An 18,264-nucleotide genomic window follows, 5' to 3' on the forward strand; every position below is an offset into this window, starting at 1 on the left:
AGTCTGCCCGAACCGCCCGGCGCGTCGGACGGCAGCCGGGCCGTGCCCGCCCCGCCCGGGGCTACCGTGCGGCCATGGCCCCCGCCCGTACCGTGACCGCTCCCGCCGGGAGCACGCCGGCCGGCCCGGTGCGTGCCGGGACGCGCCGGCGGGGTGCTCCCGTGCGGTGCGAGTGGTGTGGCCGGGAACTGCCGGTGCAGGAGGGTGTCGGCCGGCGTCGCCGCTACTGCGGCCAGGCCTGTCGGCAGCGCGCCTACGAGCAGCGCAATGCCGTCGAGCGCGGGGTGCTGCCCGAGGACGCCGTGGTGCTCTCGACGGAGGAGCGGGACGACCTCGCCGATCGGCTCTTCCAGGTGCGCTGCGCCGCCGAGGACGTCGCCACGGCCCTGCAGGAGTCCGCAGGAAAGGCCGAGCTCGCCGACCTGGTGGAGACGTTGATGGACGCGGCGAAGGCGGCCGAGCGGCTGCGCTGACGTGCGCCCCGCCGCCCGAAGCCCGGACCGGCGACGCCGCGGGGCTGCCTGCACCGGACCGACCTTTCCGGGCGGATCGTCTGCTGGTTCTTGCGGTTGCGGGTCTCGTCGCTGGCCGCGCAAGGAGGTCTCGCCGCCCGGTCGCGCCAGGGTTACTCTCGAACCGGCGTGCAGGACGCCTCCGGTCCGCGGGCAGGGCTCAGTCCACCTGATCGAGCAGCAGCAAGACCTCAGCACCACCGACTCCTTTTCGGCCCTGCGACGCGGACCCGGGCTCCTACGGAAAGGAGGTCGCCGTGCCGACCCCTCGTTTCTTCCTCCCCGAACGACCGTCGATGTCGAAGCTGCGCGCCCAGGCCAAGGACCTGCAACAGCGGGCCCGGGACGGCAGCGTCGATGCGCTGGAGCTGCTGCGCGAGCTCGCCGGCCACGTCCCCGGCTCTGCCGTTCCACTGCACCTCGCACAGCTCGCGCTCGCCCGCGCCTACGGCTTCTCCGGCTGGCCCCGCCTGGTCCGTCACCTCGACCTGGTGTCCGTCCTGCGCCGGGACCCCGACCCCGGCCCGACCCGCGGCACCGACGGCCGGGCCGATCCCGTCGATCAGTTCCTCCGGCTCGCGCTGCTGTCCTACACCGAGCACGACCGCCCCGATCAGCGGCAGCGCGCCGCGGAACTGCTCGCGCACCATCCGGACCTGCCCGGGCGGTCGCTGCACGTCGCCGCCGCCACCGGCGATGCTGCAGCGGTCCGGCGGCATCTCGCGGTCGACCCGGATCCCACCCGGCCGGCCGGTCCCTGGCGGCTCTCGCCGCTGCTGCACCTGTGCTACTCCCGGGTCGGAGTGCCGGACGCGGACTGGTCCGGCACCCTCGACGCCCTGCTCGACGCCGGTGCGGACCCGGACGACGGCTACCTCTGGCAGGGTCTGGGCACCCCGTTCACCGCTCTCACCGGCCTGTTCGGCGAGGGCGAGCAGGGCGCGGTCAACCAGCCGGAACATCCGGCGGCATTCGCCCTGGCGCGCCGGCTGCTGACCGCCGGTGCCGACCCGAACGACGGACAGGTGTTGTACAACAGGATGTTCCGGCCGTCCGACGACCACCTGCAGCTGCTGTTCGAGTTCGGGCTCGGCACCGGCGACGGCGGCTCCTGGCACCGGCGGCTGCCGGAGGTCACCGACGACCCGGCCGGGCTGCTCGAGGTGCAGCTCGCCTGGGCCGTCACCCACCGGATGCCCGATCGCGTGCGGCTGCTGGCCGGGCACGGCGTCCCGATCGACCGGCCGCTCCGGCGTGGGTACGGCGCCGGGAACCTGACCCCGGTGCAGCTCGCCGCGCGGATCGGTGACCCCGGCATGGTGCGACTGCTGGTCGACCTCGGCGCGCCCGCCTCGGACGACCCCGTGTCGACAGCACTCGCCGTCCTGCTCGACGGCGACGGGACTGCCATCGCTGCACTGGATCCCGCGGTGGTGACCGGGCTCCGGCGCACCCATCCCTCGCTGGTGCTGCGGGCCGCGGTCAACGACCGCCCGGACGTCGTCACGGCCCTGGTCGGACTCGGCTGGGACGTGAACGCCTACGGGCGCCAGGACGCGCCGATCGAGGAGAAGTGGGAGACGGCACTGCACCACGCGGCGGGGGAGGGCAAGGCAGACCTGGCCCGGCACCTGCTGGCGCTCGGCGCCGATCCGACCCTCACGGACCGCAGGTTCTCCGCGACGCCCGCGGGCTGGGCCGCGCACCTGGGCCATCCGGACCTGGCCGCCGCACTCGAGCAGGCCGTGCGGGACCGGCAGCAGCGGGGTTCAGGGCGCTGAGCGCCGGAGCGTCCTCCCCGCGCCGGTCCGGCGGACAGCGCGTTCACCGCCCCGCGCCGGCGACCGACAGCACCGGGTCCAGCCACGACGCCGGCGATCAATCCGGGACCCGGTCTGCGCAGACAGTGCGTTCATCCCCGGGCGCCGGTCGACGACCGCAGCGAGACGCGATGCCGGGGATCAGCCGGGCTGGGCCTGGGAGGACAGCACGTTCATCGCCCAGGCACCGATCAACGACAGGACGAGGACGCCGACCACGGCGCCGGCGACGGCCACGGACGACGAGCCACGCGGATCCGGCAGCCGCCCGGGCAGGATGACCGCGCACAGCAATACGAGAGCGCCTGCGAGTACGAAGGTGTCGATCCACATGACGGACTCCGTTCGTCGATCCGAGGGTTCTGCTGCCGGTCTACCACTCTGCTGAGCGCTGCGGCAGGGCCTTTGGTCCCGGAGTCAGCGGCCACGGGGCAGGACGGCTCCCGGGATCAGGCGCTGCGCAGCACCAGCACGGTGATCTCGCTGGGGGCGAAGACCCGGAACGGCGGACCCCAGAACCCGGTACCCCTCGACACGTAGAGCTGGGTGCGGTCGGAGACCCGGGACAGCCCTTGCAACGCCTTCTGCTCGGCGCGGACGATCAGGTGGAACGGCCAGATCTGGCCGCCGTGGGTGTGCCCGGAGATCTGCAGGTCGACGCCGTGCGCCACGGCGTCGGCGACCTGGCGCGGCTGGTGGGCGAGCAGCACGACGGGCAACGCCGGATCGACGCCGGACAGGGCCTTCCGATGGTCGGCCCCGTGGCCGGACACCCCCGAGCGGGCCGCGGTGCGGTCGTCGACACCGGCCAGCACCAACCGGGCGCCGGAGCTCTCGAGGACGACGTGCGCGTTGTGCAGCATCGTCCAGCCGAGCCCGGTCATCCGCTCGCTCCAGGCCACGGCGCCGGACATGTACTCGTGGTTCCCGGTGATCGCGAAGCGTCCGAGCGGCGCGGACACCCTGCCGAGCGGCTCCGACTGCGACGCGCGGGCCTCGGTCGACCCGTCGGCGAAGTCCCCGACGTGGACGACAAGGTCGGGGGAGAGGCCGTTCACCACGTCGACCACCCGGGACGACCAACGGCTGCGGTCGATCGGACCGAAGTGGGTGTCGGCGATCGCGACCAGCCGCAGTCCGTCGAGAGCCGCCGGCAGTCGCGGGATCCGGACCTCGGTGGTCCGCACCCGCGGGACCCGCATGGCCTGGTAGCCACCCCACGACGCCTGTACGGCGACCCATCCGGCGACGATCGCGGCGATCCAGCGGGACCGGCCAGGGTCGCCCACCCCGGCGACCGCCAGCACGGCGGAGACGACCGAGCCGATCACGCTCCAGCTGAAGAGCTGCCAGAGCAACCCGAGCCAGGTGTCGGCGAGCCGCGCGGCGCGGTCGTCGTGGTGCCGACCGTGGCCGCGCACCATCAGCAGCGGGAAGAGGACGACCGCACCACCGAACAGCACGGTGCCCGCGACGATCAGCCAGGTCGGCGGAGTCGGGGCAAGGACGAGCAGCCACCAGGGCACGCCGTGGAGCAGCAGGAGCACCACCGTGACCATCAGCAGCACCGGAAGACGCCTGCGTAGCACGGCTCGACGGTACCTGCGGAACGCGTCGGCTCGATCTGCCACACGATCGCGGCACAGCCGGGATCCGCGCGGTCCGGTGCTCACTCAGCGGTCGTGACCTGCGGGCGAAAGTCGCTCTCTACGGTGAGTGACCAGCTGATCACAGTGTGATGGAATGCTGGTACAGGGCTGATCGGGTGATCGACTGGTCCTTTCGAACCACAGCCCGGTGCAGCACCAGCGTGATGACTCTGCGAAACCGCGTGATCACGCAATGCCCGGATCGTCCCCTTCGCAGTGCCACCCGGATCGGGCCGGACCAGCCGGCCCCGACATGCTCACGGAAGCAGGAACTCACCCATGACCCAGACCGTCGACCAGCCGACCATCGCCCCCGAGCTGTCCGTCGTCGAGCAGATCCAGCTGCGCGCCGCGGTGGAGCCGGAGTTCCGCGCCGCGGTCCTCGCGGATCCGCGTGCGGTGTTCGCCGAGTACGGCGTGCAGATCCCGGAGGCCGTCGCCGTGCGCACCGTCGAGTCGGGGGCCGAGGAGTTCGTGCTGGCGATCCCTGCCGCGGTGGACGTCGACGGGGAGCTGTCCGAGGACGCCCTGGCCGGCACCTCCGGTGGTCTGAGCCCGTTCGCCTTCATCCCCGGCATCATGGCGCTGACCGCGGCCAACGGTGGCGTCATCGTCGGTGCCACCGCGGTGATGGGTGCTGTCACCGGCGCCATCATCGGCGCCACGTCCTGAGTCGGATCACAGCCGCTGCCGCTGATTGTCGGACAAGCCGACGATCCGGCGGTACCGGCGCCCTGCAGCACATCAACCACGCCCAGCACCACGACACCCGAAGAGACCAGGAGTTTCCCGTGCCCGTCCTGTCCGACATCCAGCTCCGCGCCGCCCACGACGCCGAGTTCCGCGCCGCACTGATCGCCGATCCCCAGGCCACCCTGCGTGAGGCCGGCATCGAGCTGCCCGACGGCATGTCCGTCGAGGTCCAGGAGTCCACCCCGACCGTGCTGAAGCTGGACCTGCCGCCCTTCGTCGACGAGAACGCCGAGATCGCCGAGGGCGACCTGGAATCCGCCAACGGCGGCATGCTGCCGCTGGCCTTCGTGGCCGCCGGGTACATGTGCGAGGCCATCTGGGGCCTGGCCGCCGTCGGTGGTGGGCTCGTCGGTGCGACCGGCGGCTACTACGGCGCCAAGGGCATCAAGAACCTGGTCAGCTGAGCGGCCCGGCCGACCGATGACGATCACCCTTGCCGAACTGCAGACGCGGTCGGCCACCGACCGGCTCTTCCGCGAGAACCTGATCGCCGACCCGGCACAGGTTCTCGCGGAGCACGGGGTCGAGGTCCCGGACGGGATCACCGTCGAGGTGCACCCCTCCACGACGCAGACCCTGGTGCTGACCCTGCCACCCTTCCTCGGACACGACGGCGACATCGAGCTCGATGACGCAGCTCTCGGGCGGGTCGACGGCGGCAACCAATGGGTGCCCTCGGGCTTCTTCGGCAACCTGATCGGCGGGCTCGGCCCGGTCATCGGTGCGCCGATCGGCGGGCTCGTCGGGCAGATCCCGGGCGGCATCGCCGGGCACCTCGGCTCGTTCCTGCCGTTCTCGCCCGTCCCGCCGGGCGGGATCGGCCCACGATGACGATCACGCAGGTCCCCTCCGCCGACAACCATCACATCCGGAGCACCGCTCCGGAGGCCGAGGTCGACGTCGTCGGTGCCGACACCGGGATCGCAGAAGCAGATCTCGAGAGCGCAACCGGCGGAATCGCGCCGATGCCGCCGGCCTACGCCGTCATCCAGGGCAAGGGAGGGTCCGACGGACCCGACTTCAAGTACCTCCCGTCGATCGTTCCACCCGGTGCCTACCAGCTCTGAGAACTGATCGCGGTGGGGCGGACGCCTGCCCTGACCCCGAACGACGCCACCCTCCTGACCGCCGCGAAACCCGGCGCTCAGGTGTTTCGCCCCCAGATCCGGACAACTCCTGAGGAGAACCCAGTGACCATCACCCTGACCGACCTGCAGACCCGCTCCGCCACCGACAAGGACTTCCGCGACGCCCTGATCGCCGACCCGGCCGCGGTGCTCGCCGAGCAGGGCGTCGAGATCCCCGAGGGCGTTGCCGTCGAGGTGCACCCGTCCACCACCGAGACGCTGGTGCTGACCCTCCCGCCGTTCGCCGGCGCCGCCGCGGACGTGGAGCTGTCGGAGGACGATCTCGAGGGTGCCAGCGGCGGTCTCTACATGCCCTTCCCGATGCCCGGGATCCTCGGCCTGTTCGGCATTCCGCTCGGCGCGCCGAGCATCGTCACCGGCCACACCGGCGGCGTCACCGGCACCATCAACACCGCGCTGCTGAGCGAGACCGGTGCCGCACTCCGCTGATCGCGCCGACGATCCGGCCGGCGCGGACGACGAACTGCCCGACGAGGCGTTCGCGGAGGTGACCGGTGCGGGCAACGGCGGGTTCCTCACCGGACCCGGCTGGGAGTTCGGCGGCCGGCTCCGGCCACCGACGCCCGGCGCGGCACCGGTGATCCGGTACTTCGACACCACCGACCCGGCCTGACCGTCCAGGCGGGCGCCGCCAACTCCCGGAAGGAACTGAACGTGCACGACAACCACTTCGCATCAGCTGATGTCGAGCTGACCGACGACGAACTGGGCGCTGTCGCCGGCGGGTTCACCATCCCCCGGGATCGCCCACTCCGCCTGGACGAGCACCCCTTCGCCGGCGTCATCAACGGTATGACGGCGATGGATCGGCTGAAGTACGAGCTGCGGGTGCGCAGCACCTCGGCGGTGGACGAATGACGGCCGTTCCGTCGTCGGTCCCGCCGGACGACACCCAACTGGAGGAGCACGATCTCGCTGCAGTCACCGGCGGGTTCGTCGGTATGCCCACGTTCGATCGCGGTGGCAAGGACCCGAACATCGGACTGCACATCAAGCGGACCGGTCCCCGGGTCATCCACTACATCGTCGACGAAACCTGAGCCCCACCACACCTTCCCGCACCGAGCCACCGGCTCGTCACCGCCCCACAACACATGGAGGACTGTCATGGACGATCGTCACCCTGCGCCGGAGCACGGCCTGCCCGACGGGACAGCCCCGCTCACCGACGACGCCCTCCATGGTGTGGCCGGTGGCTACCGGGTGCAGAACCAGGACCGGTGGCCGTGGTCCTTCCCGCCCGAGGGGCCGGTGTCGAATCCGACCCGGATCACCCTCGCCGGCTGAACCACTCGGTCCACCGGCGCGGTCGGTTGTCCCCACGCGTCCATGTGCTCGCTCCAGCCGCAGAAGATCCGCCACAGCCCCGCAGAAGAACGGAATTCCCCATGACCACGTCCATCCCCACCACCAGCCCGATGACCGAGGTCCAGGTGCGTGCCGCCACCGACCCGGCCTTCCGGGCCGCGCTGCTGAGCGACCCGCACGCCACCCTGCGCGAGGCGGGCATCGAGGTGCCCGACTCGGTCGCGGTGCGCATCGAGGAGTCGACGGCCGAGGAGTTCGTCCTCACCCTGCCGCCGGCGATCGACGTGTCCGCCGATGTCGAGCTCGACGAGGACCAGCTCGCCGGGACCTCCGGCGGTCTCAGCCCGTTCCTCGCGGGCTTCGCCGTGGTCGGCTACCTCGGCTACAAGTTCGGCGGTCCGAACAGCGCGTTCCCCACCGCCACCAAGTACTGACATCTCCTCTCCGGTGTGGCGGCCCCCGCCCGTACGATGACCACCCGCAGACCGGATCCCTGATCCACGGCCGAGCAAGGACAAGAAGATGACCGAGTCCGTCGCGCCGCAGGTGTCCGTTGTCGAACAGGTCCAGCTCCGTGCTGCTGTGGAGCCGGAGTTCCGGTCGGCCCTGCTGGCCGATCCGCGGACCACCCTGCGCGAGTCCGGCATCGCTGTGCCGGAACAGATCTCGATCCGGATCGAGGAATCCGGTGCTGACGAATTCGTACTGACGCTGCCGCCGGCGATCGCTCCGGGGGGCGAGCTCGAGGAGGACGTCCTCGCGGGCGCCTCCGGCGGCCTCACCCCCGGAATCGTCTTCGGAGTCGGATTCGTCGGGCTGTGGGCAGCGATCAACCTGACCGACGACCCGAAGAACCGGGCCCAACGGATCCCCGTGCGATGAGCAGTTTTCCGGCCTTGTCCACCGGCCGAGGTCATCCCGCAGCAGTAGCCGTCCCTACCGACGAACCACAGCAACCGGAGCGATCATGAGCGACATCACCACCGCGGCAACGTCCCCATTGGAGCAGATCCAGCTGCGTGCGGCCGTCGAGCCGGAGTTCCGGTCCGCGCTGATGTCCGACCCGCGAACCACGTTGCGAAAGTCCGGCATCGAGGTGCCGGAGCAGATCTCGATCCGGATCGAGGAATCGGCCGCGGACGAGTTCGTTCTCGCCCTGCCGCCGGCGATCGACCCTGAAGCCGAGCTCGACGAGGACGCGCTGGCCGGCGCCTCCGGCGGATTCACCCCGGCCTTCCTGTACGTCGGCGTCGTCGTCGCCGGCACCCTCGGCGCCGTGTGGTCGTTGCCGGACGGACGCAAGAAGTCGGTCTGACCCCGGGAACGACGAGAGGGTCAGCGGAACACCAGCGGGGTCCGGACGGCCGGATCCAGCGCCGCCAGCAGTGCCAGCCCGACCCCGGCGGCGCCGTCGCCCAGCTCCGGACACCACTGCGGCTCGACACCGGGACCGAGCAGCCGCAGGTGACCCGGCGGCTGCAGCAGGTCCCCGGGATCCTCACCCCCCAGCACCACCACCCGGCCGGCCACACCCCTGCGCAGGCCGTGCACCATCAGCTGCCGTCCCGCCGGCCCCGGATCCGGTAGCTCCGCAAGTGCCGACCCTGCCTGCGACGGCTCTGCTTGCAACGACCCTGCCTGCAGCACCGACAGTTCCGGGCACCGGCGTACGGCTGCCATCAACCCGGTGGATCCGGTTTCCCATCCGTCACCGCCGGAGTGCAGCGGGCCGGTCAGGTCGAGGCGGTCGAGTACCCGTGGATCCCCGCCGGCCGCCGCTGCCACACCGATGGCGCCGTAGGCCGCCCCGGGCACCAGGGTGAGGTCGGCCCACGACATGGGTGGCGGAACCATCATCCGTTCCACGACCGCTGGAACGAGATCGACCGCATCGTGGCGGATGTCGGTCAGCGCCCGGACACCGACGAGCAGACCCGCGAGGCCGCCGTCCAGATCGAGTCGCACCGGCCGCCGTCCCAGCCGGTCGAGGGTGCGGGTCACCAGTTGCAGCGCCGACTCCGCGAGATCGGTGTCGTCGAGCAGCACCGACAGCCGGGACAGGGCCCAGACCAGGCCACCGGACCCGGCGGACAGGCCGGGATCGGTGGGGGAGCCGGGTTGTCCGGCGCGGTACGCATCGATCCGCGTCGCCGTACGGATGGCGGAACGAGCCAGATCGGCAGCGTCCGCATCTCCGTACACCCGCGCCGCCTCGGCCAGGAACACCGCGATCCCGGCAGCGCCGGTCAGCAGTCCGGGGCCGATCGCGCCGGTGGAGGTGGTGCCGGACAACGGGTCCCGCCGGACGCCCAGCCACCCGGCGGCATCGCCGCGGCGGTACGCGGCCGTGGCGACGAGAGCGACAAGGTCGGCGACCCGGCCGAGGATCGTCTCGCGGTCGGGCACGACGGTCGGCTGCGGTTGCCCGTCGGAAACGGTCCCGGTCCTTGTCGCCGTCCTGGCATCGGTGCCGGAACGGTCCGGTGCGGCGGGATCGGGGGCGCGTACCGCGGACGACGGGTCCGGGAACGCGCCTGCGGCCTTTGCCGCCGACGGGCGGCCCGGGTCTTCCGCCCGGTCCGTCACCGCGGGGTAGGGCACCGCGAGTGCCGCCGCCGCCATCGACGGACCACGCGGATCCGCGACCGGGATCTCCTCCGGAATGCCGGTGAACAGCGGGATGTCGAGATCCCACAGCGCGGACAGCTCCGTGTCGAGCTGCCGGGGTTCCACCGGGTCGGGGAGCCGCCCGAGCAGCACCGTCCGCCGGTGGTCCGCCGACCGCAGCGACGCCGGGGAGGTGGAGGCGGTCAGCGCCGCGGCGTAGGTACTGGTGTGCCGCAGGATCTGTCGACCCGGCGTTCTCCTGGCTGCCTGTACCGCGGACGTGACCTCCGGGTGACCGCCCAGCAGCACCTCGGTCGCCGCGCGGTAGCCGTCCAGGAGAGCGTCCGTGTCGAGGGTGCCGGCGACGCCGAGGCCGCCGAGATGGGCCACCCCTGCGGTGATCCGCGAGCGTCCGAGCGGCACTGCGGTCGGCAGCAGCGCGGTCGCCCAGACCGACGTCTCGAAGGCCGACTCCGCCGGATCCGGGTGCCGCGCGGTGACGGCGGTCCGGCCCGGCAGCAGCACCTCTGCATCGATCACCACCGGTCCGTCGTCGACCCGGAACACGTTCTCCACGTGCAGGTCCCCGGCTCCGAGATGGCGGGCGACAGCCAGCAGGATCCCGCCGCGCCGCGCGAAGGCGGGGGAGCCGGGAGGTCGGGGCCCGTCCGCGCGGACGAACCCGACGAAGCCGTGGTCGCCGAGATCCACGACCGTCGGCCACCCGGTGGCGGGCTCACCGCAGGCAATCGCGACGACCCCGTACAGTCCGCCGAGCAGCAGCTCGGGCAGCACCGAACGGGGTTTGGCCACGACCTGCCGCCCGTCGTCGAAGGTCAGCACCGTGACCGTGCGACCGCCGTGGTGCGGGTCGCCGGTGCCGGCCAGCCCGGTGAGCGTCGCCGCGGCCGGAACCAGCCCGGCGGCCACCAGGCGTCGACGCGCTGACCGCAGCCGCCCCAGCAGTTCCACCGCGGCGTCCGCCCAGTGCCGGACCAGCACGCCGCCGATCCGCTCGCCCTCGGGATAGGCGACCGGCATCCGGGCCGTGAGCTGTGCCACGAAGGACGGCAGGAGCGCGGCGATCTCGCCCTCGGTCGCCCCGAACGGGTGGCGTACCCGGACCGCTGCCAGATACTCCGCGTGCACGGTCGGCGTCCACAGGTCGACCAACCGACCCGTGAGTGTGGCAGCGAGGTCCGCGAGCACGGAGTCCGCGAGCCCGGGATCGACATCCCGTAGCCGGAGCGACAAGTCGGCCACAGCGGCGTCAACCCGCGGTTGCACCAGCAGGTGGGCCGGAGTTGCCCCGGAAGCTTGGAGACCGTCACTCACAGTGCCTATGCTATGAGCAGTGCGTAGCCGGGGTCACGGCAGGTCGGTGGGGACCGTCACTCGTCCGCCCGATCCGCCCGGTACATCACCACGCCGCGCTCCTCGTTCGTGCAGTCCGTGCAGTTAGTGCCACCGCTCCCCGTCCGTCGTCACCGACACCCCGAGGTTGCCCCATGACCGCGCCCGCCCCGTCACCCGCGCCGGGACTGTTCCGTCCCGAGGCGATCGCCGAGCTCGACGCCGGGAGCCAGCTGGAGAAGCGGCTCCGGATCACCGGGCCGCGCAGCTGGATCGTCCTGGTGGCTGCACTGGTGCTGGTGCTGTCCGGCACCGGCTGGGCGGTCTTCGGCCGGACCCAGGTCACGGTCGACGGGGCCGGGGCGTTCCTGCCGCCGGAGGGTCTGTTGTCCATGACCTCGCCGTTCTCCGGCACCGTCACCTCCGTCCCGGTGCTGGACACCGGCGCCGCGCCGGGCGAGCCGGTGCAGCTGGACGCCGGCGACGTGCTCCTGACCATGTCGACCATCGAGGGCGAGGAGTGGTCGATCAGCGCGCCGACCGACTCGGTGCTGGTCAACCGCGCACCGCTCGCGGCAGGCACCCAGCTGGTGGCGGGCACCCCGATCGCCCAGCTGTTGCCGCTGGACCAGGACTCCAGTGCGCTGCTGTTCGTCGACCCCTCGGCCGCCCCGGCCATCGCGCCGGGCATGACGGTCCACCTGTCGCCGGCGACGGCGCCGTCCAGCGCCTACGGCGAGATGCTCGGCACGGTGCGCTCGGTCGGGATCCTGCCGTCCACGGAATCCGATCTGACCCTGCTGGCCGGTGGCAACGTGGCCCTCGCCGCCGAGATGGGTCGCCTCGGCACACTGCGCGTCGAGGTGGAGCTGCAGACCGCCGACACGCCTTCCGGTTTCGCCTGGACCTCGGCGCAGGGTCCGCCCTTCGGGATCGATCCGACCACCGTGCTGACCGGCTCGGTGCAGATCGGCAGCCGCAGCCCGATCAGCTACCTGCTGGGGGGCTGACCACATGACCACCACCGCTGCACCACCGCCCGCACCCGCCGCTGCCACACCGCAGCCGGAGGAGAAGAAGGCCGCCCGCATCCACTGCCCGACGGTGCTGCAGATGGAGGCCGTCGAGTGCGGTGCCGCTGCGCTGGGCATCGTGCTCGCCCACTTCGGCCGCTGGGTCCCGCTGGAGGAGCTGCGCGAGATGACCGGCGTCAGCCGGGACGGCAGCAACGCCCGGTCGGTGCTGCGCGCCGGCCGCGCCTACGGACTCACCGTCCGGGCCTTCCGCCGCACCCCGGCCAGCCTGCGCAAGCTCGAGCTGCCGATCATCGTGTTCTGGCAGATGAACCACTTCCTGGTCGTCGAGGGCTGGAAGCCAGGTACCTGGTACCTCAACGACCCGGCCACCGGCCCGCGCGAGGTCGACGACGCCGAGTTCGACCGCAGCTTCTCCGGCATCGCGATGGAATGCAGCCCCGGCCCCGAGTTCGTCACCGGCGGCGAGCGGCCACGGCCGTGGGCCCACCTCTGGTCCCGGCTCCGACCGTACCGCAGCGCGCTGGCCTACGTGGTGCTGGCCGGGCTCGCCCTGCTGGTGCCGGGTCTCGCGGTTCCGGCGCTGTCCCGGGCCTTCGTCGACGGCTACCTCGTCGCGGGCCGGGAGACCGGTCTGCCGATCGTGCTCGGCGGCATGGCCGTCGCCGCGCTGTTGCAGCTGGTGCTCACCTGGAGCCAGCAGTCGGTCATCAACCGGCTGCGGATCGCCGTCACCACCGGCATCTTCGCCGGGCAGACGCAACGCATCCTGCGGCTCGCGCTGCGCTTCTTCTCCCAGCGCGCGGCCTCCGACGTCGCCGTCCGGGCCGGCCTCGGCGGCTCGCTGGCCTCCCTGCTCAGTGGTCCGCTGGTCGCCGCCGTGCTCGGATCCACCGTCGCCGTGGTGTATCTCGCGGTGATCGCGATCATCAGCTGGCCGCTGGCGCTGGTGATCCTCGGCGCCGCCGCGGTCATCGTGTTGCTGCTCCGGCAGACCGGGCGCAAGCAGCGGGATCTCGGCACCCGGGCCATGCGTGACCAGATCGACGCCGCCGTCACCGAATCCGCCACCGTCAACCTGATCGAGACGATCAAGGCGCAGGGCAGCGAGGACCAGTCGCTGCGGTCCATCGCCGCCGCACGGTCCCGGTTGCTCGCCGTCCGCCAGTCGCAGGAGGTGTCGATGCTGCCCCTGCAGGTGCTGCCGTCGGCGCTGACCGGCCTGACCACGCTGGCCATCCTGGCCATGGGCGCGCTGATGGTGATGGACGGCAGCATGTCGCTCGGTGCCATGCTCGCCGTCCAGCTGCTGATGGGATCCGTGCTGGCCCCGCTCGGGCTACTCGCGACCCTGGGCAGTCAGGTGCAGATGATCAGCGCCACCGTCGACCGGCTGCAGGACGTCGAGCGCGCGGTGGTCGACCCGGAGATCCGCGCCGCGCTGACCCGGGATCCCGCCGACGGCGACCTGCACACGGCCCCGCTGACCGGGCAGGTGGACGTGCGCGGGGTGGCCTTCGGCTACAGCCCGCTGGACGAACCACTGCTCCAGGACATCGATCTCACCTTCACCCCGGGCAGCCGGGTCGCGGTGGTCGGCGGCAGCGGCAGCGGGAAGTCCACGCTGGCCCGGCTCGTCGTCGGACTGCTGCGGCCGTCGGCCGGGGAGATCCTGCTGGACGGCCGCACCCGGGAACAGCTGGGGCGCACCGTGCTCGCCGACGGCCTGGCCTTCGTCGACCAGGACGTCGCACTGTTCGCCGGCAGCATCCGCGACAACCTCACGCTGTGGGATCCGACCGTGCCCGACGAGGCCGTGGTCGCCGCGGTCCGTGACGCCGGCCTGGAATCGGTCGTCACCGCCCGGCCCGGTGGGTACGACTCGCTGATCGGCGAGGGCGGCCGGGGGCTGTCCGGCGGCCAGCGGCAACGACTGGAGATCGCCCGGGCCCTGGTCCGGAACCCGCGGGTGCTGGTGCTGGACGAGGCGACCAGCGCCCTGGACGCCGTCACCGAACGGCACATCGACCTGGCCCTGCGCCGGCGGGGCTGCACCTGCCTGATCGTCGCGCACCGGCTGTCCACCGTCCGGGACGCGGACGAGATCGTCGTGCTGGAACGGGGCCGGATCGTCGAGAGAGGTCGGCACGACGACCTTCTCGCTCTCGGTGGTCACTACGCGAGGCTGGTGTCGGCATGACGGCCGCGGAGGTACGCACGATGCAGGTGTCCACCCCGCTGCCGGTGCCGCCGGGCGGTGACTGGTACCGGGTGCTGTCCGGCGCCGTGGTGGTCCGGCCCGTCGACGACCCAGGTGCTCCCGGGGTCGCGGTCCTGCAGGCCGGCGAGGTGGTGGTGGCCGCGGGACGGCACACCCTGCTGCTCGACCCGGTCGGCAGCGCGGAGGTGCTGCCGCTGGACCCGGCCGATTTCGAGACCCTCTGCGAGCCGGACACCGTCGCCGGACTGCGCAGCTGGTTCGGGCATCTCGCGGATGCGGCCGGTGGTCAGGCGGGACGGTCCGCGGTCGAGTCCGACACCGATCGCGAACTGCACCTGGACACGGTCGGGTCGTCCGGTGGCGGCGCCGACAGTCTGTCCGCGCTCGACCTGATCTCCCGGACCGACACCCTGCTCGACGCCGTCGCGGTGGCTGCCGCATCCGAGGAACGGTCCAGGTCGGAGCGGATGGCAGCGGCCGTGCGCGGCGCCGCCGGACACACGGACCGGGCCGCGGTCGGTGTCCTCGCCGACGCCGTCCCGCAGCTGCGTCGTGCGGGCGCCGGGACGGTCGTCGACCCGATCGCCGCTGCGCTGGTGCTGCTCGGTGTGCCGGTCGAAGCCGGGCGCGGACAGCAGGACATCGCCCCCGGCCCCGACCCGCTCGACGACCTGGAACAGCGGGCCGATCGTGGCCGCCGGGTGGTCCGGCGGGTCCAGCTGGTCGGCGATCCGCGGAAGGACCTCGCCGCTCCGACGGCCACGCTGCTGGCGGGCCGGCTCGTGGTGCTGGTACCGGCCGGGATCGGCGCACGGGTGGTCGATCCGGCCACCGGCGCCGCCCGCCGGCTGCGATCGGCGGACCTGCCCGCCCTGGGATCCGAGGGACTGGTCGGGATCGTCGAGCTCCCGCGCCGGACCGGACTGCGCGAGCTGGGACGGCTCGCGGTCCGCGGCAGCGGCCGGGACCTGGCGCTCGCCGGCGCCCTGGCGCTGGCCGCCGGACTGCTGGCCCTGCTGCTGCCCCAGGCCGGTGGCGCGATCTTCTCCTCGATCGCCCCGGCCCGCGATCACACCCGGCTGGCCGCGCTGGTCGCCGCGTTGATCGGCGTGCTGGTCGCCACCGCGCTGATCGGTGTCGCCCAGGGGCATCTGGCCACCCGGATCCGGACCCGGGTCGATGCGTCGGCGGGCAATGCCGTCTTCGCCCGGCTGCTCCGGCTGCCTGCCACCTTTTTCGCCCGGCACGGCGCCGGTAAACTGCTCACCCGGGCCGGCGTGGTCGACCATCTCCGGCAGATCGTCGGCGACTCGTTCGTCGGCGGCCTGGTCGGCGGCGTCACCGCGCTGTTCAGCGTGGGACTGATCCTCGCCCACAGCACCGCCGCGGGCCTGCTGACCCTCGGACTGGTCGTGGTGCAGGTGCTGGTGGTGGCTGTGGTCGTGCGGAAGCGCCGGCCGTTGCTGGAGGAGAGTGCCCGCGCCTCACAGGATCTCGCCGGTCTGACCCTGGAGACCATGAAGGGTGTCAACCGGATCCGGGCGTTCGCCGCCGAGGAGCGGGTGATGGAGCGGGTGGCCGGTGCCTTCGCGACGGTGAGCCGGCTCGGCGCCCGCGACGCGTGGTGGTCGACCGTGCTGACCACGATGCTCGCCGCCTGGTCCACCATCGGCGTGCTCGCCGTCACCGTCGGCCTGACCCTGGGCGACAGCTCCGACCCGGCCGGCTACATCGTGCTCACCACCGCGCTCGGCCAGGTGCTGGCCGGGGTGGGAACGCTGACCACGACGGCCCTGTCGCTGATGCTGGTCAAGCCGCAGCTGGACCAGCTGCGGCCGATCCTGGACGAGATCCCGGAGCAGTCCGCGGATCCGGAGCCCGACGGGACCGCCGGTGCCACCGGTGCCACCGGTGGTGTCGCCGTCGCCGTGCCGGAACTCCGCGGTGGGGTGGAACTGTCGTCGGTGTCGTTCCGCTACGCGGCGGACGGCCCGCTGGTGCTGGACGACGTCTCGATCGCCGTCCGTCCGGGGGAGTTCGTCGCGATCGTCGGGCCCTCCGGTTCCGGCAAGTCCACCCTGCTGCGGCTGCTGCTCGGCTTCGAGCAGCCCGGCACCGGTGTGGTCAGCTACGACGGCACCCCGCTGGACCGCCTCGACGTCCGCGCGGTGCGCCGGCAGATCGGCACCGTGCTCCAGCACGGCGGTCTGTTCCCCGGCAGCCTGGCCGACAACATCAAGGGTGGGCGGCCTCTCACCTCTGACGAGATCTGGCAGGCGGCCGACGCCGCCCAGGTGGGTGCGGACATCCGGCGGATGCCGATGGGCCTGCACACCTTCGTGGTGGAGGGCGCGGCCACGCTGTCCGGCGGTCAGCGGCAGCGGCTGATCATCGCCCGCGCGCTGGCCGGCGCCCCGTCGATGCTCTACCTGGACGAGGCCACCTCGGCGCTGGACAACATCACGCAGGCCGCGGTCGCCGAGTCGCTGAGCGCGCTCGACGTCACCCGCGTGGTGATCGCGCACCGGCTCTCCACGGTGCGCGACGCGGACCGCATCCTGGTGCTGGACGGCGGACGCGTGGTGCAGGCCGGCAGCTACCACGAGCTGATCGACACCCCCGGCCTGTTCGCCGATCTCGCCCGCCGGCAGATGCTGGAGGAGGGCGGGGTCTGAGCCCTGCGACGCCGTCGGGTGCCCGACTGCGCCGGAGGCGCACGCCGGGCGGCGGACCACGTCCGGGTCGGTTCGGGGCGCGCCCGATGGAGTACCCGCCGGGCCGGTCACCGCCGGCGCGAGTACGGCTCCCGGGGCAGGCCCGGCACCGTCAGGGCTCAGAACAGGCCCTGGCCGACCACCGGCTCCACCGAGTCGAAGAGGGCGGAGACCGACTCGCCGTCGTGGATCCGGCGCATCGCCTCGGCCAGCGCCGGGGCGATCGAGAGCACCGTCAGCTCCGGGATCATCGACTCGGCGGCGATCGGAACCGTGTTGGTACAGACGATCTCGCGGACGTTCGGCAGTGCGGCGATCCGCTTGACCGCACCGTCGGCGAACAGCCCGTGGGTGCAGGCCACCCGGATGGACCGGGCGCCGAGGTCGTTGAGGTGCCGGACCAGCTCGACGACGGTGGAGCCCTTGGCGATCTCGTCGTCCAGCACGATGACATCGCGGCCGGCCACCTCGCCGATCACCGAGGTGATCGCCACCCGGTCGTCGGCGAACCGCTGCTTCGCACCGGCCGCGACCGGCACCCCGAGCAGCCGCGCGAAGGAGGCCGCCTCCTTGGCGTTGCCGAGGTCGGGGGAGACGACGGTGGTCCGCGACAGGTCGTCACCGGCGAAGTGCCGGGCCAACTCACGCAGCGCGTGCAGGTGGTCCACCGGCACACTGAAGAACCCGTGGATCTGCGGGGAGTGCAGGGTCATCACCAGCACCCGGTCGGCGCCGGCGGTGACCATCAGGTCGGCCATCAGCCGGCCACCGATGGAGATGCGGGGCGCGTCCTTCTTGTCCGACCGGGCGTAGGCGTAGTGCGGCATGACGACGGTGACCCGGCCGGCCGAGGCGCCGCGGGCGGCGTCCACCATCAGCAGCAGCTCGACCAGGTGTTCCTGCACCGGGGTGACCAGCGGCTGCACCAGGAAGACGTCCCGCTCCCGGCAGTTCGCCTGCAGCTGCACCTCGAGGCAGTCGTTGGCGAAGCGCTGCGTCCGCACCGGGAGCAGCGGGATCCCGAGCTGGGCGCAGACCTCGGCGGCCAGTTGCGGATGGGCGCTGCCGCTGAACACTGCGATGTCGCGCACGATGTCGGCTCTCTCTTCGGGTGCCGGCCTGTCGCAACCGGTGGGGTCCCGGGT

General features: G+C 72.4%; 21 protein-coding genes. 17 read left to right on the forward strand and 4 right to left on the reverse strand.

Annotated features, from left to right (window positions below):
- Positions 1 to 74: 74 nt before the first annotated feature.
- Both GIS00_RS23135 and GIS00_RS29155 read left to right on the forward strand, forming a co-directional pair.
- Complete coding sequence (locus tag GIS00_RS23135) at positions 75 to 473, forward strand: COMM domain-containing protein (RefSeq protein ID WP_230314013.1); 399 nt, start codon at positions 75 to 77, stop codon at positions 471 to 473.
- 296 nt (positions 474 to 769) lie between these two features.
- Positions 770 to 2,293, forward strand: coding sequence for an ankyrin repeat domain-containing protein (locus GIS00_RS29155; protein ID WP_322098352.1), 1,524 nt, complete (start codon positions 770 to 772; stop codon positions 2,291 to 2,293).
- A gap of 180 nt (positions 2,294 to 2,473) precedes the next feature.
- Here the strand turns inward: GIS00_RS29155 and GIS00_RS23145 are convergent, their stop codons facing one another.
- Together GIS00_RS23145 and GIS00_RS23150 are read right to left on the reverse strand one after the other, a co-directional pair.
- Complete coding sequence (locus GIS00_RS23145; RefSeq protein ID WP_154770796.1) at positions 2,474 to 2,665, reverse strand: hypothetical protein; 192 nt, start codon at positions 2,663 to 2,665, stop codon at positions 2,474 to 2,476.
- A 116-nt stretch (positions 2,666 to 2,781) separates the two neighbouring features.
- Positions 2,782 to 3,921: a metallophosphoesterase gene (locus tag GIS00_RS23150; protein WP_322098353.1), complete on the reverse strand. Its 1,140-nt coding sequence runs from the start codon at positions 3,919 to 3,921 to the stop codon at positions 2,782 to 2,784.
- A gap of 339 nt (positions 3,922 to 4,260) precedes the next feature.
- Here GIS00_RS23150 and GIS00_RS23155 point away from each other — a divergent pair, with 339 nt between their 5' ends.
- The 12 genes from GIS00_RS23155 (at position 4,261) to GIS00_RS23210 (ending at position 8,505) form a co-directional block, all read left to right on the forward strand.
- Positions 4,261 to 4,653 (forward strand): nitrile hydratase subunit alpha, encoded by a 393-nt coding sequence (locus tag GIS00_RS23155; RefSeq protein ID WP_154770797.1) that lies wholly within the window; start codon positions 4,261 to 4,263, stop codon positions 4,651 to 4,653.
- A 119-nt stretch (positions 4,654 to 4,772) separates the two neighbouring features.
- Positions 4,773 to 5,138 (forward strand): NHLP leader peptide family RiPP precursor, encoded by a 366-nt coding sequence (locus GIS00_RS23160; protein ID WP_196073415.1) that lies wholly within the window; start codon positions 4,773 to 4,775, stop codon positions 5,136 to 5,138.
- Between the two features lie 16 nt (positions 5,139 to 5,154).
- Positions 5,155 to 5,565 (forward strand): hypothetical protein, encoded by a 411-nt coding sequence (locus tag GIS00_RS23165; protein ID WP_154770798.1) that lies wholly within the window; start codon positions 5,155 to 5,157, stop codon positions 5,563 to 5,565.
- Positions 5,562 to 5,801 carry a hypothetical protein gene (locus GIS00_RS23170; RefSeq protein ID WP_154770799.1) on the forward strand — a complete coding sequence of 80 codons (240 nt, stop codon included), beginning with the start codon at positions 5,562 to 5,564 and terminating at the stop codon, positions 5,799 to 5,801. The genes GIS00_RS23165 and GIS00_RS23170 overlap by 4 nt, the downstream gene beginning before the upstream one ends.
- Positions 5,802 to 5,924: 123 nt before the next feature.
- The gene (locus GIS00_RS23175) at positions 5,925 to 6,311 is read left to right on the forward strand and encodes a hypothetical protein (protein WP_154770800.1); all 387 of its coding nucleotides are present in this window, start codon (positions 5,925 to 5,927) and stop codon (positions 6,309 to 6,311) included.
- Positions 6,295 to 6,495 (forward strand): hypothetical protein, encoded by a 201-nt coding sequence (locus GIS00_RS23180; RefSeq protein WP_154770801.1) that lies wholly within the window; start codon positions 6,295 to 6,297, stop codon positions 6,493 to 6,495. Before GIS00_RS23175 ends, GIS00_RS23180 begins: the two co-directional genes overlap by 17 nt.
- Before the next feature lie 41 nt (positions 6,496 to 6,536).
- Complete coding sequence (locus GIS00_RS23185; RefSeq protein ID WP_154770802.1) at positions 6,537 to 6,740, forward strand: hypothetical protein; 204 nt, start codon at positions 6,537 to 6,539, stop codon at positions 6,738 to 6,740.
- Positions 6,737 to 6,922, forward strand: coding sequence for a hypothetical protein (locus GIS00_RS23190; protein WP_154770803.1), 186 nt, complete (start codon positions 6,737 to 6,739; stop codon positions 6,920 to 6,922). Before GIS00_RS23185 ends, GIS00_RS23190 begins: the two co-directional genes overlap by 4 nt.
- A gap of 67 nt (positions 6,923 to 6,989) precedes the next feature.
- Complete coding sequence (locus GIS00_RS23195; protein ID WP_154770804.1) at positions 6,990 to 7,169, forward strand: hypothetical protein; 180 nt, start codon at positions 6,990 to 6,992, stop codon at positions 7,167 to 7,169.
- Positions 7,170 to 7,270: 101 nt separating this feature from the next.
- Positions 7,271 to 7,624, forward strand: a complete 354-nt coding sequence (locus GIS00_RS23200; RefSeq protein ID WP_154770805.1) for an NHLP leader peptide family RiPP precursor — start codon at positions 7,271 to 7,273, stop codon at positions 7,622 to 7,624.
- An 88-nt stretch (positions 7,625 to 7,712) separates the two neighbouring features.
- Positions 7,713 to 8,072, forward strand: coding sequence for a hypothetical protein (locus GIS00_RS23205; RefSeq protein ID WP_154770806.1), 360 nt, complete (start codon positions 7,713 to 7,715; stop codon positions 8,070 to 8,072).
- A gap of 85 nt (positions 8,073 to 8,157) precedes the next feature.
- Positions 8,158 to 8,505 (forward strand): nitrile hydratase subunit alpha, encoded by a 348-nt coding sequence (locus GIS00_RS23210; protein WP_154770807.1) that lies wholly within the window; start codon positions 8,158 to 8,160, stop codon positions 8,503 to 8,505.
- 20 nt (positions 8,506 to 8,525) lie between these two features.
- On the opposite strand, the gene GIS00_RS23215 is transcribed toward GIS00_RS23210, so the two are convergent.
- The gene (locus GIS00_RS23215; protein ID WP_154770808.1) at positions 8,526 to 11,060 is read right to left on the reverse strand and encodes a DUF4135 domain-containing protein; all 2,535 of its coding nucleotides are present in this window, start codon (positions 11,058 to 11,060) and stop codon (positions 8,526 to 8,528) included.
- A gap of 245 nt (positions 11,061 to 11,305) precedes the next feature.
- On the opposite strand from GIS00_RS23215, the gene GIS00_RS23220 reads away from it, so the two are divergent.
- From GIS00_RS23220 to GIS00_RS23230, 3 genes are read left to right on the forward strand one after another with little or no spacing between them, the layout of a single operon-like run.
- Positions 11,306 to 12,160: a hypothetical protein gene (locus tag GIS00_RS23220; protein WP_154770809.1), complete on the forward strand. Its 855-nt coding sequence runs from the start codon at positions 11,306 to 11,308 to the stop codon at positions 12,158 to 12,160.
- Between the two features lie 4 nt (positions 12,161 to 12,164).
- A complete protein-coding gene (locus GIS00_RS23225) occupies positions 12,165 to 14,384 on the forward strand; it encodes an NHLP family bacteriocin export ABC transporter peptidase/permease/ATPase subunit (protein WP_154770810.1) in 2,220 nt (739 codons plus the stop codon).
- Complete coding sequence (locus tag GIS00_RS23230; protein WP_154770811.1) at positions 14,381 to 17,080, forward strand: ATP-binding cassette domain-containing protein; 2,700 nt, start codon at positions 14,381 to 14,383, stop codon at positions 17,078 to 17,080. Before GIS00_RS23225 ends, GIS00_RS23230 begins: the two co-directional genes overlap by 4 nt.
- Before the next feature lie 158 nt (positions 17,081 to 17,238).
- Here GIS00_RS23230 and GIS00_RS23235 read toward each other — a convergent pair whose 3' ends face one another.
- Positions 17,239 to 18,210 carry a ribose-phosphate diphosphokinase gene (locus tag GIS00_RS23235; protein WP_322098354.1) on the reverse strand — a complete coding sequence of 324 codons (972 nt, stop codon included), beginning with the start codon at positions 18,208 to 18,210 and terminating at the stop codon, positions 17,239 to 17,241.
- Between the last annotated feature and the right edge of the window lie 54 nt (positions 18,211 to 18,264).

This window comes from Nakamurella alba, from assembly GCF_009707545.1.
GTDB classification, from domain to species: domain Bacteria; phylum Actinomycetota; class Actinomycetes; order Mycobacteriales; family Nakamurellaceae; genus Nakamurella; species Nakamurella alba.